General features: G+C 58.3%; 13 protein-coding genes. 8 read left to right on the top strand and 5 right to left on the bottom strand.

What is annotated here, in order from left to right; genetic code table 11:
* Nucleotides 1–71: 71 nt before the first annotated feature.
* From bioF to BM035_RS07695, 8 genes are all read left to right on the top strand, one after another.
* Entirely contained in the window at nt 72–1,247 is a 1,176-nt protein-coding gene (gene bioF / locus BM035_RS07730; RefSeq protein WP_092031001.1) for an 8-amino-7-oxononanoate synthase, read from the top strand.
* Nucleotides 1,244–1,999: an alpha/beta fold hydrolase gene (locus tag BM035_RS07725; protein ID WP_092031000.1), complete on the top strand. Its 756-nt coding sequence runs from the start codon at nt 1,244–1,246 to the stop codon at nt 1,997–1,999. Before bioF ends, BM035_RS07725 begins: the two co-directional genes overlap by 4 nt.
* Entirely contained in the window at nt 1,987–2,817 is an 831-nt protein-coding gene (gene bioC, locus BM035_RS07720) for a malonyl-ACP O-methyltransferase BioC (protein WP_338355301.1), read from the top strand. Before BM035_RS07725 ends, bioC begins: the two co-directional genes overlap by 13 nt.
* Nucleotides 2,818–2,839: 22 nt before the next feature.
* Nucleotides 2,840–3,532 (top strand): dethiobiotin synthase, encoded by a 693-nt coding sequence (bioD, locus tag BM035_RS07715; RefSeq protein ID WP_053112697.1) that lies wholly within the window; start codon nt 2,840–2,842, stop codon nt 3,530–3,532.
* Between the two features lie 51 nt (nt 3,533–3,583).
* Nucleotides 3,584–3,829, top strand: coding sequence for a flagellar biosynthesis protein FlgE (locus BM035_RS07710; protein WP_092030998.1), 246 nt, complete (start codon nt 3,584–3,586; stop codon nt 3,827–3,829).
* A 22-nt stretch (nt 3,830–3,851) separates the two neighbouring features.
* Complete coding sequence (locus tag BM035_RS07705; RefSeq protein ID WP_092030996.1) at nt 3,852–4,520, top strand: putative metalloprotease CJM1_0395 family protein; 669 nt, start codon at nt 3,852–3,854, stop codon at nt 4,518–4,520.
* 269 nt (nt 4,521–4,789) lie between these two features.
* Nucleotides 4,790–6,589, top strand: a complete 1,800-nt coding sequence (locus BM035_RS07700) for an acyl-CoA dehydrogenase C-terminal domain-containing protein (RefSeq protein ID WP_092031066.1) — start codon at nt 4,790–4,792, stop codon at nt 6,587–6,589.
* A 210-nt stretch (nt 6,590–6,799) separates the two neighbouring features.
* Nucleotides 6,800–8,590, top strand: a complete 1,791-nt coding sequence (locus BM035_RS07695) for an acyl-CoA dehydrogenase C-terminal domain-containing protein (RefSeq protein ID WP_092030995.1) — start codon at nt 6,800–6,802, stop codon at nt 8,588–8,590.
* Nucleotides 8,591–8,679: 89 nt separating this feature from the next.
* On the opposite strand, the gene BM035_RS07690 is transcribed toward BM035_RS07695, so the two are convergent.
* The 5 genes from BM035_RS07690 to leuS form a co-directional block, all read right to left on the bottom strand.
* Nucleotides 8,680–9,315, bottom strand: coding sequence for an endonuclease (locus tag BM035_RS07690; RefSeq protein ID WP_008170100.1), 636 nt, complete (start codon nt 9,313–9,315; stop codon nt 8,680–8,682).
* 187 nt (nt 9,316–9,502) lie between these two features.
* The gene (locus BM035_RS07685; protein ID WP_008170101.1) at nt 9,503–9,766 is read right to left on the bottom strand and encodes a hypothetical protein; all 264 of its coding nucleotides are present in this window, start codon (nt 9,764–9,766) and stop codon (nt 9,503–9,505) included.
* 111 nt (nt 9,767–9,877) lie between these two features.
* Nucleotides 9,878–10,885 (bottom strand): DNA polymerase III subunit delta, encoded by a 1,008-nt coding sequence (holA, locus tag BM035_RS07680; protein ID WP_008170102.1) that lies wholly within the window; start codon nt 10,883–10,885, stop codon nt 9,878–9,880.
* Nucleotides 10,882–11,469 carry an LPS-assembly lipoprotein LptE gene (locus tag BM035_RS07675; RefSeq protein WP_092030994.1) on the bottom strand — a complete coding sequence of 196 codons (588 nt, stop codon included), beginning with the start codon at nt 11,467–11,469 and terminating at the stop codon, nt 10,882–10,884. The genes holA and BM035_RS07675 overlap by 4 nt, the downstream gene beginning before the upstream one ends.
* A 1-nt stretch (nt 11,470) precedes the next feature.
* Complete coding sequence (leuS, locus tag BM035_RS07670; protein ID WP_092031064.1) at nt 11,471–14,056, bottom strand: leucine--tRNA ligase; 2,586 nt, start codon at nt 14,054–14,056, stop codon at nt 11,471–11,473.
* Nucleotides 14,057–14,267 lie beyond the last annotated feature (211 nt).

The following is a 14,267-nucleotide window of genomic DNA, read 5'->3' as shown; positions in this document are numbered from 1 at the left end:
ATTTGATCTTGGGAGGCAGCGAGCTCACCCGCTCGTTGCCCGGATCGTTGAGTTAACCTCCAGGTGCTATCGTGCGGGATTTTGCCCTTGAACTCGAAGAGCGGAAACAGGCCGGTCTGTATCGGACGCGTCGGCATGTAGCCGGTCCTCAGAGGCCCTCTCTCATTGCTGACGGCAAACCTTTGTTGTCGTTCTGCAGTAATGATTACCTTGGTCTTGCCAATAACCCTGCCAATATCGAGGCCCTCCGTGATGCGCTTTCCAAAACAGGCCTTGGGGGCGCGGCTTCCCATCTGATTTGTGGTCACCATGATGCCCATCACCAGTTGGAGCTTCGTCTGGCGGAGTTTACCGGACGCAGTTCGGCGCTGTTTTTCTCCACTGGCTACATGGCGAATATGGGCGTTATTTCGGCACTGGCCGGGCGGGGCGATACGATTTTTTCGGATCGCCTGAATCATGCATCCATCATCGACGGCTGTATCCTGAGCCGGGCCAGGGTTCGCCGTTATGCCCATGGCGATGTCGCGGCGCTGGAGGCGATGCTGGCGGAGACGTCCGGGCACAAGTTGGTGGTGACCGACGGGGTCTTCAGCATGGACGGCGATATTGCGCCCCTGGCGGAGCTGGCCCGGGTCTGCCGGTTCCACGATGCGTTACTGGTGGTTGATGATGCTCACGGAATTGGCGTACTCGGACCTGAAGGGCGGGGCAGCGTCGCTGAAGCGGGGTTGTCCGAAGAGGATGTCCCCGTGTTGATCGGCACCCTGGGCAAGGGGGTCGGAACCAGTGGCGCATTCGTGGCCGGGCCATCGCTGCTGATGGATTATCTGGTTCAGAAAGCCAGAACCTATATCTATACGACGGCGATGCCGCCGGCTCTTGCCATGGCAACCATTTCGAGTCTGGATCTTATTGAGCGGGATCAGGGGCGCCGCGAGCATGTATTGGGTCTGGTTTCGCGGTTTCGTCGGGAGGCCTCGGCCATGGGGTATGAATTGATGCCTTCACATACTCCGATCCAGCCGATCATGGTTGGCGACAATCACGACGCGCTGGCGCTCAGTCAGGCATTGGAGGAGCGCGGCTTGCTGGTCTCGGCCATTCGCCCGCCGACGGTTCCCGCGGGGGAGGCGCGATTGCGGGTTACATTCAGTGCCGCTCATTCCCAGGCGAACCTGGATTGTCTGTTGACCGCGCTGTCAGACTGCCGGCATCTGGTTCAAAAAGCGGACATGGCGGTATGAGTTCCTGCAGGGTCTGTCCGCGTCTGGTGGTGGTTGCTGGCTGGGGCGTTCGTGCAGAGATGTTATCTGGGCTCTATGGCTATTGGCCGGGGGAGGTGGTTCCCGTGTCTCTGGACGATGAGCTGCTGAGCCGCTGCCAGTCGCTCTCGGAGGTGACGGACGAGCTGTTGTCACTTTATCCGGAGCCGTCAGTTTGGATGGGCTGGTCCCTGGGCAGTCAGGTTGTGATGGAGGCCGCCGGGCGTGAGACCGGTGCAGTGTCCTGTGTTATTACCCTCGGTGGTTTTCCGAAGTTCGTGGCCGACGAACGCTGGCTCAATGGTATGGCGGAAAGCGACTTTCGGGCGTTTGCCCGTGGTATCCGCCGTGACCCACAGCGCTACTGGCTGCATTTTCTGTTGTTGATGATCAACGGTTCTGCGGACGAAAAACAGGAGCGCCAGAGGCTCAAGACGTGGCTTGAGAAAGGCACTCTGGTCTCGCATGAACACCTCGTCACGAGTCTTGCCTGGCTGGAAAGCGGAGATCAGAGGGCGTTATGGCGTTCACTCGCCACACCGGCTCTTCATGTGATGGGTGAGAACGATATTGTGGTCAGGTCGTGGGCGGATGATCTCGCTGTCCCGACGTCAAGCGGTCATGCGCTCGTACCGGGTATGGCGCACTGGCCGGGCGGCTGCTCGGCTTCGGATTGCTGGGAGGCGATACAGGCGTTTTTTGCCACTCAAAAGGCGTTGCCATGGGCGTTATGAGCATCTCTACCGACCAGATAGCCCGGGGCATTTCCGACACTCGCAAGTCTGATATTGCCCGGGGCTTTGGCATTGCCAGTGGCACCTATGAAAATGCCTCAAGACTGCAGCGCTTCATGGGCAATACCATGCTGCAGAAGTTTGAGTTCCGGGAAAGTCAGGATCATGATCTAACATTGCTGGACCTGGGGTGTGGCACAGGTTGGTTTACCCGAAAGTTTGCGGATTTCGGGCAGATTGAATCGTTGAGTGGGGTTGATCTGTCGCCTGGCATGTTGGAACAGGCTCGCAAGAATGGGCCTGCGGGAATCAGCTGGATCGTGGGCGATGCCGAACACCTGCCTTTGCCGGATAGCAGTGTCGATGTGATTTTCAGCAATCTCATGATTCAGTGGTGTGATGACCCCGGCGCCGTGCTTCGGGAATGCCGGCGGATCCTGCGGCCAGGTGGGAATCTGATGGTCTCCACACTCCTTGACGGTACGCTCCGTGAGTTGAAATCGGCCTGGCAGGCGGCGGATCCTGGCCATCAGCACGTAAATCGCTTCGAGACTGACCTTGCCTTGCAGGCCAAGGTGCGGGCCGAGTTACCGGATGCCGTTGTTGAAGAGCGCACTATCAGCTTACCCTACGAATCGCCGATGGCCCTTGCGGGTGAGCTTCGCCATCTTGGCGCGGGCTTCCGCGGCGCTGGCCGGCGACGAGCGGCCACGGCACCGGGGCGGATGCGGGAAATGTGCAGGCAGTACCCCAAAGAGCCGGATGGCACTATCATGGCAAGCTATGAGGCTGCCTGGGTTTACTGGCAGAAACCATAAGAGTCGTTAACTGGAAATACACATGGCCAAGCAATCCTTTTTCGTAACGGGCACCGACACCGGGGTTGGGAAAACCCTGGTATCCGCAGCCATTCTTCAGGCGGCAAAGGCCATGGGTAAGCACACCTTGGCGATGAAGCCCATCGCATCGGGTTGCGATCGGACGCCGGAGGGCCTTCGCAACGAAGATGCTCTTATTCTGCAGAATGCCATTACTGAGCCACTGGCCTACGAGTTGATCAACCCGGTGGCGCTGGAGCCTGCCATTGCACCGCATGTTGCGGCTGAACAGGCTGGGCGACACATTACGTCTGATCGTCTGGTTGGATTCTGCCGCGGATTGCAGATTCGTCCGGCGGATCTTCTGCTGGTTGAGGGTGCCGGCGGCTGGCGGGTCCCGCTTAACGATCGGGAAACCTATTCAGAGTTTCCGCGCCAGCTGTCCATGCCGGTCATTCTCGTGGTTTCTTTGCGTCTTGGCTGTATTAATCATGCGCTTCTTACGGCAGAGGCCATCAGAAGTGATGGTCTCAGAGTGGCAGGGTGGGTTGCCAATCGCACCGAGCCTGAGCCCATGAGTTGCGAACAGGACACCCTGAACTATCTGGTTAATCATATGGGAGCGCCCTGTCTGGGTATTCTTCCGTGGCTGGAGCAGGCGCGGCCTGAAATGCTGGCTGGTTATCTGAATATCGATGGGCTGTTTGAAAATTGACCAGGTTTGTGGCTTAATAAAGCCAATTTATGGTCATCGGGCAGCGTAGTTATGATCAGTAACACTCTCTCAGTTGGGATCCAGGGCATCCAAGATGGCATGGTCGGTATGGAAAATGCCGCCCGCAAGATTGCTCGTGGTGGTACCGATGGTCCCCAGGGAACCGCGGGAGGCGCGGGTAGCCTCGTTGAACCCATTGTTGATCTCAAGATTTACGAGCGAAGTGTCGAAGCGTCCGCACAAGTGGTAAAAACCGCCGACGAAACACTGGGAACGCTTCTTGATATCATGGCCTGATTACTGAAAGGACGCCTGGCTCGTGCTTTCATCTCTCCCTCCTGTTCCGCCTCCTTTTCCCGGGGCTTCTTTCCAAGGCCAGGTTTCTCCGCGCGTTCAGACCCCGGGCTCAGCAGCGGCTGAGCCAGAGGCGCCGACCTCCGGAGCAAGATCCACTGAGGCGTCGGGCAAATCCGAGTCTGCACGGGAGAATCCCGAGTCCAAAGCCGGTGACAGGGGAGGCGATAATCCTCAGGGGCTGTCTGAACAAGAGCTGAAACAACTCACTGAGCTGAAAGCGCGGGACCGTGAAGTCCGTGCCCATGAGGCCGCGCACCAGGCCGTTGGGGGCCAGTATGCAGGCGCCATGTCCTTCACCTACCAGCGTGGGCCGGACGGGGCCCAGTATGCAGTAGGTGGGGAAGTCTCTATCGATCTGTCTCCCGTGCAGGGGGATCCCCAGGCAACCATTGAGAAGATGCGGATTGTCCGGGCGGCGGCCATGGCGCCGGCTGAGCCGTCCGGCCAGGATCGAGCGGTGGCTGCCCAGGCGATGCAGATCATGCTCCAGGCCCAGTCGGAGCTGGCCGCCGAAACGGGCGCTTCGTCAAGAACCGCGAGCGATGCTTATCGTGAGGTCTCCGCCATGGGAGAGTCTGATCAGAGCGGTGACGAAAATCGCGTTTCCTCTTTCCAACCGGTGTCTGCCTGACCGGTTAATTTCCAACATCCAGGTCCTTCCAGAGATATCCGGCACTTAAGGTGCGATCCGGCCCCATGCGCTGTTGTGGCGCGTGATCCGGTGACAGTTCGCAACACAAATTTTGCATCCGGCTATTGACAATTCTGTGCCTGTAAACGTATGTTTCAAACAAGTGTTTAATTAAGGCTGCAGCGCAGAGCGTTGCGGTGTCTGAGCAAACCCAAGGCCAGAAGCTGTCAAACCTGATTCAGCTGAGACCGAGAACCGAGGTGGATCCCATGCCTGAGTACAAAGCGCCCCTGCGTGACATCAAATTCGTAATGAACGAGCTGCTTAACAGTGAGCAGCACTATGCCAACCTGGAAGGTGCCGAAGACGCTACTCCGGATATGGTGGATGCCATTATCGCGGAAGGTGCCAAGTTCTGTGAGCAGGTTCTGTCTCCGTTGAACCAGGTAGGTGACAAAGAAGGCTGTACCTGGAGCGAAGACGGTGTGAAGACACCGACTGGCTTCAAGGAAGCCTATCAGCAATACGTTGAGGGCGGCTGGCCGTCCATGAACGCTGATCCCAACTATGGTGGGCAAGGGTTGCCGGGTTCCCTGGGCATTGTTATGAGCGAGATGGTTGGTACTGCCAACTGGTCCTTTGGCATGTACCCCGGCCTGAGCCACGGCGCAACCAACACCATTGAAGAGCATGGCACCGAAGAGCAGAAGCAGACTTACCTCACCAAGCTGATCAGCGGCGAGTGGACTGGTACGATGTGTCTGACCGAGCCGCACTGCGGTTCTGATCTCGGCACCCTTCGCACCAAGGCGGAGCCGAATGCCGATGGCACTTACGCTATCACCGGCACCAAGATCTTTATTTCTGCCGGTGAGCACGACATGGCCGAGAACATCGTCCATATCGTCCTGGCACGTCTGCCGGGTGCACCGGAAGGCACCAAGGGTATCTCCCTGTTCATCGTGCCAAAGTGCCTGCCGAACGAAGATGGCTCGGCCGGTGAGCGCAACGCCGTTTCCTGCGGTTCCATTGAGCACAAGATGGGTATCCACGGCAACGCCACTTGCGTGATGAACTTCGACGGCGCCAAGGGCTGGCTGATCGGGCCGGAGAACAAAGGCCTGAACTGCATGTTCACCTTCATGAACGTGGCCCGTATCGGTACCGCCATCCAGGGGCTGGGTGCCGCCGAGCTGGGCTTCCAGGGTTCACTTGCCTACGCCAAGGAGCGTCTGGCAATGCGTTCACTGAGCGGTCCGAAGAATCCGGAAGGTATTGCCGATCCGATCATTGTTCACCCGGACGTTCGTCGGATGCTGCTGACACAGAAGGCGGTTGCAGAAGGCGCCCGTGCCCTGATTTACCTGACTGCGCAGCAGGCAGACGTTGTTCACAGCGGCAAGACCGAAGAAGAGCGCAAGGCGGCCGATGAGGCGCTGGGCTTCCTGACACCGATTGCCAAGGCGTTCCTCACCGAAATCGGTTACGAGGCAGCGAACCTTGGTATGCAGGTCTTTGGTGGTCACGGCTTTATCTCCGAGTGGGGCATGGAGCAGAACGTTCGTGACGCCCGTATCGGCATGATCTATGAAGGCACCACCGGTATTCAGGCGCTGGATCTGTTGGGCCGCAAGGTTCTGATGACCCAGGGCGAATCCCTGAAAGGCTTCACCAAGCAGGTGCATCTGTTCTGCAAGGAAAACGCGGAAGACGAGCAGCTGAAGGAATTCATCGAGCCGCTGGCGGCGATGAACAAGGAATGGGGCGAGCTGACCACCAAAATTGGTATGTCTGCCATGAAGAATCGTGAGGAAGTGGGCGCGGCCTCTGTGGACTACCTGATGTACTCCGGTTACGCAGTGTTTGCCTACCTGTGGGCCCGTATGGCCAAGGTTGCCCTGGACAAGATGGTTGAGGGTACCACTGAAGAGATGTTCTACAACGCCAAGATCCAGACTGCGCGCTTCTACTTCAAGCGTATGCTGCCCAGGGCCAAGGGCCACGCAGAAAGCATGCTGGCTGGCGCTGACAGCCTGATGGACATGCCGGAGGAAGCATTCGCCATCTAAGGCGCGGGCACCGAAGGACGGTTCCAAAGGACACAAAGCCCGCGCTCCCCGGAGGCGGGCTTTTTTCATGAGTTGCGGTCCGTTTTTAGGGTAGAATAAACGCCCATAAAAATAATCTTCAGCGGACACATAGCCCGAGCAGGTGTGACCGGCCGGAACAACGGCCCTATTGCCACCTGAACAGACTGACAGAATTTTGGAGAGTTTTAGATGGCTGATTATCAGGCACCCCTACGTGACATGCGTTTCGTTCTGAATGAGGTTTTCGACGCCCCTTCCCTGTGGGCCTCACTGCCCAAGGTTGCCGAGAATGTGGACCCGGAAACGGCCGACGCGATTCTTGAAGAAGCCGGCAAGATCAGCAGTGGTGTACTTGCGCCCCTGAATCGCGAAGGTGATGAACAGGGCTGCAAATGGAACGACGGTGAGGTGACCTCTCCGGACGGCTTCAAGGAAGCCTACCAGACCATCGTTGAAGGCGGCTGGAACGGCCTCGGTGGTAACCCGGACTTTGGCGGCATGGGCATGCCCAAGACCCTGGTGGCCCAGTTCGAGGAAATGATGCAGGGTGCCAACATGGCCTTTGGTCTCGCTCCCATGCTGACGGCCGGTGCCTGCCTGGCCCTGGACGCCCATGGCAGTGATGAGCTGAAAGAAAAATACCTGCCCAACATGTACTCCGGCGTCTGGTCCGGGGCCATGGACCTGACCGAGCCCCATGCCGGTACTGACCTGGGTATTATCCGTAGCAAGGCCGAGCCCAAGGACGACGGCTCCTTCAATGTCACAGGTACCAAGATCTTCATCACCTGGGGCGAGCACGACATGGCGGAGAACATCATCCACCTGGTGCTGGCCAAGCTTCCGGACGCACCGAAAGGCCCGAAGGGTATTTCCCTGTTCCTGGTGCCCAAGTTCCTGGTGAATGACGATGGTTCCCTGGGTGAGCGTAACAGCTTCAGCTGTGGTTCCATCGAGAAGAAGATGGGCATCAAGGGCTCTGCGACCTGCGTCATGAACTTTGATGGCGCCAAAGGCTGGCTCGTCGGCGAGGAGAACAAGGGCCTGGCGGCCATGTTCACCATGATGAACTATGAGCGTCTCGGGGTTGGCATTCAGGGTATCGGTGCTGCCGAGGCGTCACTGCAAAGTGCCCGGGACTATGCCCTCGACCGCACCCAGAGCCGTGCGCCTACGGGTGCCCAGCAGCCCGAGAAGGCGGCTGATCCGATTCTGGTACACCCGGATGTCCGTCGCATGCTGCTGACCATGAAAGGCTATGTGGAGGGCGGTCGTGCTTTCTCAACCTACGTGGCCCAGTGGCTGGATATCGCCAAGTATGCCGAGGACGACGAGCGGCGCAAGCACGCCGAGGGCATGGTGGCGCTGCTGACACCGGTGGCCAAGGCTTTCCTGACCGATCGCGGCCTGGATGCCTGCATCATGGGCCAGCAGGTTTTCGGTGGCCATGGCTTCATCCGTGAGTGGGGTCAGGAGCAACTGGTTCGTGACTGCCGCATTACCCAGATCTACGAAGGAACCAATGGTATCCAGGCGCTGGACCTGATGGGCCGGAAGGTGGTCGGTACCCAGGGTAAGCTCTACGAACTGTTTGCCCAGGATGTCGCGAGCTTCCTTGAAGAGAACAGTGGTGACGAGCACCTGCGCCCGTTCCTCGAGCCTCTTGCGGCAGCGGTTGAGCGCCTTGACGATGTAACCGAGCACGTGATCAAACAGGCTGGCGATAACCCGAATGCCATTGGGGCAGCGTCTGTGGACTATCTGGATCTGTTTGGCCTGACCGCTCTGGGTTATATGTGGGCGAAGATCGTCAAAGCGGCTGCGCCCCAGGCGGATTCAGATACCTCCGGATTCTACAGCGGTAAACTGAAGACCGCGCGCTTCTACTTTGACCGCCTGCTGCCCAAGACCGTTTCACTGGCTGAAGGTATTCGCAGCGGCAGCGACTCCATGATGGCGCTGACGGCTGAAGAGTTCTGATTAGCCAGCAAGACTCAGGCACAAAAAAACAGGCCCTCGGGCCTGTTTTTTTATGGTTAATTGGTCAGCAGGGCAAGCTTCCCGGACTCTCAGAGTCGCTCCATTCTCTCCGGGTTGGTAATAAAGGGATTGGCACTACCCTGGATTTCGACAATGCGCCCGTGACGGGTCAGCTCGCTATCATCCGGCGGGTCCAGCCTGTTCCAGCCCTTGAACACCGCCGAGGAGCCAAGCCAGGGCAAATCATAGGTGTCCACCATGTAGGCCACCGTGCGCGCCACATCTCCCTTTACCCGCCCCGGGGGCTCAAAGAACTGGGCGCTCTGGCGAATGCCGCATTCGTCTTCGCTTACTGACGAGCCCAGGTCCTCGTAACGAGCGTTTCGCCGGCCCATCTCGGTCCGGCTGCGCACCGGTACCATGTTGTGCATGTCAGACGCGATCTGACGGTAGCGGTTATCCTGTTCACATTGACGCGAGGTGCCACAGTCGAGTGCGCTGCGGACATCGGCCAATGGATAGACATAACCGTCCGTCAGAACGAATCCTTTGCTTGTAAAGGCGGTGTTGCAGAAGAAGGAATTGCCGCCACTGGCGTAAAGGTCACCCCAGAAGTGATCGGTAACAACGGTTTTTGGATCACTGAACCGGGTATTCTGGCCAATCACGAGGGTAGTGGTGAGCAATAGGCCAAGTGCTGTGGGTATCAGTAAGAATCTTTTCATACGCCTTTTATACCTCGCAGTGTGTTCAAGCACCCTGTCAATTCGGGCCTCACTGGTCAGGATCTGATCAAGCGGGTCAAAACTATGACGCTTTGTTCACGGATACTGTAAAGTATGGCACAGAGGCTCCAAACCACGGAGCCTCCAGGCTAGAAATTTGTGGCGTAATGTTAACGGGTTAACAGTATTACTTCAGTTTGTTGCGGATGTTCTGGTAACCGGTTTTCAGGTCTTCGCCAAGTTTTGATGCGGTCTGACGAGCTTCCTGGGACGCGTTCTCGGCATCGTGCAGAACTTCATCGATCTTGCTTCTGAAACGATCCCAATCCTGTTCGAGATCCTCCCATTCGTCCTTAACGTCTTCACGGGCCAGATGCATCTGGACGCGCGCCTCATCCCGGTATTGTTTCACTTTTTCCGACAGCTTCTTGAGTTCTTCTTGAAGACTCATATCAAGCACCTCCTTGGATTGTTGGTGTGCTTACAATGCGCCCGATCGTAAAAAACTGTCAAGGGGCCGGCAGGGCCAACAGGGCACAACGAAGGCTGAGTTTGATTCAGATCAGGAACGGCCGGCGAGCAGGGCAGACATATCCCGCAAATAGTGCCAGGGGGAGAGGGAATCGAAGCCTTTCGCCGCGCGGTCGATCTGGCTGCACAGGGTGATGGCCTCATTCAGTTGGTTCCGGTTCAGCCGGCGAGCGGCCTGTTCCATTGCGCGGGCACGTTGCGGCTGGAATACGCCCCGTTTTTTCAGGAATGCGGCGGGATTTTCCGACTGGCCGGCCGCAGATTTCAACTCAAGCAGCAGGTTCAGATCCCGGCTGAGAACGGATAGCAAACCGAGCGGGTTTTCTCCCTCTTGCTGAAGCACAGTGATCATCTTGCCGGCGTGGGGCGCGCGGCCACTGATCAGCTCGGTCACGAGTTCAAAGCCATTGAATCGGGAACTGTCCTGGACCGCCTGTTCAACGGTTTCCTCATCAATGGTATTGCCGTTTGCGAGCAGTGACAGTCTGTCGAGCTCCTGGCTCGCGGCGAGCAGATTGCCCTCGAGGCGTTCGCTCATGATGGCCAGGGCACCCCGGGTCAGGCTGAGGCCGCGGTTGCTGGCCCTCTGCTGTAGCCAACCCTGGAACTTGTCGGCATCGACGGGCCACACCGGTACGTGTACGCCCTTTCCCTGAAGCTCCTTGTACCATTTGCGGCGGGTTTCCGCCGCGTCCAGACGGGCACTGATGAGCACGAGGATGATATCGTCTGGAGGGTCGGCCAGGACTCGTTCCAGTACCGCGCGGCCGTCGCCCAGCTTGCCGGTTGGCAAGTGAATCTCGATGCGCCGCTTTTCCGCGAACAGGGACATGGCACTGAATTCCTCGCCAACGGCGTTCCAGTCCAGTTGGTGGTCAGCGTGAAAGGTCAGGCGGTCATGAAAACCGGCGTCTTTTGCGGCCTTACGAACCTGGTCACAACATTCCTGAACCAGCAGGGGTTCGTCCCCGGATATAAGATAGACGGGCGAGAGGCCCTTTTTTAGCAGCTGGGATAACTGGCCTGGATTGGTCTTCATGGCTGGCCTGTGGCTGGGGCGTCGGCTTCCTGTTCACGCTGGTAATCCGCCCGGATGGCGTCGATGCGCTGCGGGGTCAATGGTGCCAGCCGGAATATCACCTGCTGCGCAAGACGATCGTCCATTTGCTGGCGGAGGGTCTCCTCTTCCCGCTGTCTTGCCAGCACGTTGGTTTCGTCGTAGCGGTAACTCTCGCTGGTGGTCAGGCGTGTCGTGCCCACCATGGGAATCCGATCCGCGCTGATTACTTCTAGATCAACAGAGTGACGCAGCGTGTATTCCGCGGCTGCGGCCTGGGCGGTGATGGCACTTGCGCGACGGTCACGCTCGAAGTTCTTCAGACGCAGAATGTAGTCGGCCTCCGCCACTGGCGCCACACGGACCTTGCCCAGGTTCAGCTGTTCACGCAAGGAACGGCAAAGCGTGTCGGGCACCTGTGAGGAGCAATCCACGGCAAGAGGCTCGAGGGCCGAAGAAACCGGTGGCGCACCCCGCAACTGGAATCCGCAACCACCAAGCAGCGCCGCCATTACAGCGGTCAGCATCAGGCGTGCTGACGATTTCAGGGCGGAGTGCCGGGACATATCAGTTGGCCACCACGTTCACCAGTTTGCCGGGGACCACGATAACCTTGCGCACCGTCGCTCCCTCTGTAAAGCGCATGACATTCTCGTTTTCCAGGGCAAGCTTTTCGAGGTCCGCCTTACTGATGTCGGCAGGCACATCTTCTTTGGCCCGCACCTTGCCATTCACCTGCAGTACCACCTGGATCTGGCTGCGAACCATGGCGGCTTCATCGGCTTTTGGCCAGGTTACATCAACCACGGGCTCCTGGTGGCCGAGCGCCTGCCAGAGGGTGTGGCAGATGTGCGGGACGATCGGCGACAGCACAAGCACTGCGGTGTCCAGCGCTTCCTGGCGTACCGCCCGGGTCTGGGGTTCGTCACCTTGCAGTTTGCCGACCTCGTTAAGCAGCTCCATCACCGCGGCAATGGCCGTGTTGAAGGTCAGCCGACGGCTGATGTCGTCACTGACTTTGGCAATGGTTTCGTGAGTCTTGCGTCGCAGGTTTTTCTGGTCATCGTTCAGGCTTGCCGCGTCCAGAGCGGGTGCCGGACCAGCGGCGGCGTGTTCGTTCACCAGACGCCAGACCCGCTTGAGGAACCTGTGTGCGCCTTCAACACCGCTGTCCGACCACTCCAGGGACTGTTCTGGCGGGGCCGCAAACATCATGAACAGGCGAACCGTATCGGCGCCGTGCTCATCAATAATAGCCTGGGGATCGATACCGTTGTTCTTGGACTTGGACATCTTGGTGACACCGCCGGAAACCACCGGCTCACCATCTTCCCTGTGTACTGCTCGAACGGGCTGCCCCTTTTCGTCACGCTCGACGGTCACGTCGGCGGGCGAAATCCATACCTTGCCGCCTTTGCCATCGTCGCGGTAATAGGTCTCCGCCAGAACCATGCCCTGGCAAAGCAGCCGGTTGAATGGCTCTGAACTGGTTACCAGCCCGACATCCCGCAAGAGCTTGTGGAAGAAGCGGGCGTAGAGCAGGTGCAGGATCGCGTGTTCAATGCCACCGATGTACTGATCCACTGGCAACCAATAGTTGGCCGCGGACGGGTCCAGCATGCCCTGGTCGTAATTGGGGCTGCAGAACCGTGCGTAGTACCAGGAGGACTCCATGAACGTATCAAAGGTGTCGGTTTCCAGCGTCGCCGGCTGGCCGTTGAACTCCGTCTTGCACCACTCAGGGTCGGCCTTGATGGGAGACTGGACACCGTCCATTTCCACATCTTCCGGCAGACGTACCGGCAGCTTGTCATCGGGCACCGGCATCTCTGTGCCATCTTCCAGGGTCATCATCGGGATCGGTGCACCCCAGTAACGCTGGCGGGATACGCCCCAGTCGCGCAGGCGGTAGTTGACGGTGCGCTTGCCGATATTCTGTTCTTCCAGGTAGCTGGCAATCTCGTCGAAGGCTTCCTCGCTGGTCAGGCCGCTGTATTTGCCAGAAGACACCAGCGTGCCTTTTTCGGTAAACGCTTCTTCCTGCACATCAATCTCGCGGCCATCGCGGGCAGCAATAACCTGCTTGATGGGCAGCTTGTATTTGCGGGCAAACTCATGGTCCCGCTCGTCGTGGCCAGGAACCGCCATCAGGGCACCGGTGCCGTAGTCAGTCAGCACGAAGTTGGCGACCCAGATCGGGATCTCTTCCTGGGTCAGCGGGTGAATTGCCTTGAAACCGGTGTCGATGCCGCGCTTTTCCATGGTGGCCAGCTCGGCCTCCGCGGTCTTGCTGTTTCGGCACTCCTCGACAAACTCAGCCACGTCCCGATGGCGCTCCGCCGCCTCTTTCGCCAGCGGATGCTCTGCGGCCACGGCCATGTAGCTCACCCCCATCAGGGTGTCGGGGCGCGTGGTGTAAACGGTCAGGCCACTGTCCCGGTCTTTCAGCGGGAAGGTCAGCTCGGTACCTTCAGACTTGCCGATCCAGTTGCGCTGCATGGTCTTGACCTGCTCAGGCCAGTCTTCCAGCTGGTCCAGATCGTTCAGCAGCTCTTCGGCGTAATCGGTAATGCGGATAAACCACTGGGGAATCTTCTTCTGTTCCACCAGGGCCCCGGAACGCCAGCCCCGGCCATCCACAACCTGCTCGTTGGCCAGAACCGTCTGATCTACCGGGTCCCAGTTCACCGTGGACATCTTCTTGTACACCAGCCCCTTTTCGTAAAGGCGTGCGAAGAACCACTGCTCCCAACGGTAATAATCCGGCTTGCAGGTAGCCAGCTCCCGGTTCCAGTCGTAACCAAAGCCCAACTGCTTGAGCTGGTTCTTCATATATTCGATGTTGGCGTAGGTCCACTTGGCCGGCGCGGTCTTGTTGGCAATGGCGGCGTTCTCGGCGGGCAGACCAAATGCGTCCCAGCCCATGGGCTGCATCACGTTCTTGCCCTGCATGCGCTGATAGCGGGAAATCACATCGCCGATGGTGTAGTTACGGACATGCCCCATGTGCAGCTTGCCACTGGGGTAGGGGAACATGGACAGGCAGTAGTACTTGGGCTTGCCCGGCTCTTCCTTGACCATAAAGGTCTTGTTCTCTTCCCAGAAATCACGGGCATTCTGTTCTACGTCACGGGGATTGTATTGCTCGTCCATTCCTGCCATTACCGAAATTACCTTGTGTGGAAAAATAAAAGCCTGTATCAAAAATCACGTCTGGAGCGAGCCGGACATTCTAACGCACACTAGCCTTTACAGGTAGTCTGCCAATTTTCTGTTCTTGTGCCAGACTTGCTGATATGGGGGTAGCGCTGGCGGCGATGACTCCCCGGGACACGCCGTGAATACGTCCGTGTAGGCTTGATCG

The sequence above is a fragment of the Marinobacter sp. DSM 26671 genome (assembly GCF_900112835.1).
GTDB lineage: Bacteria > Pseudomonadota > Gammaproteobacteria > Pseudomonadales > Oleiphilaceae > Marinobacter > Marinobacter flavimaris.
Note: the sequence above shows the minus strand (reverse complement) of the source record. Positions and strands in the feature narration are given on the sequence as shown.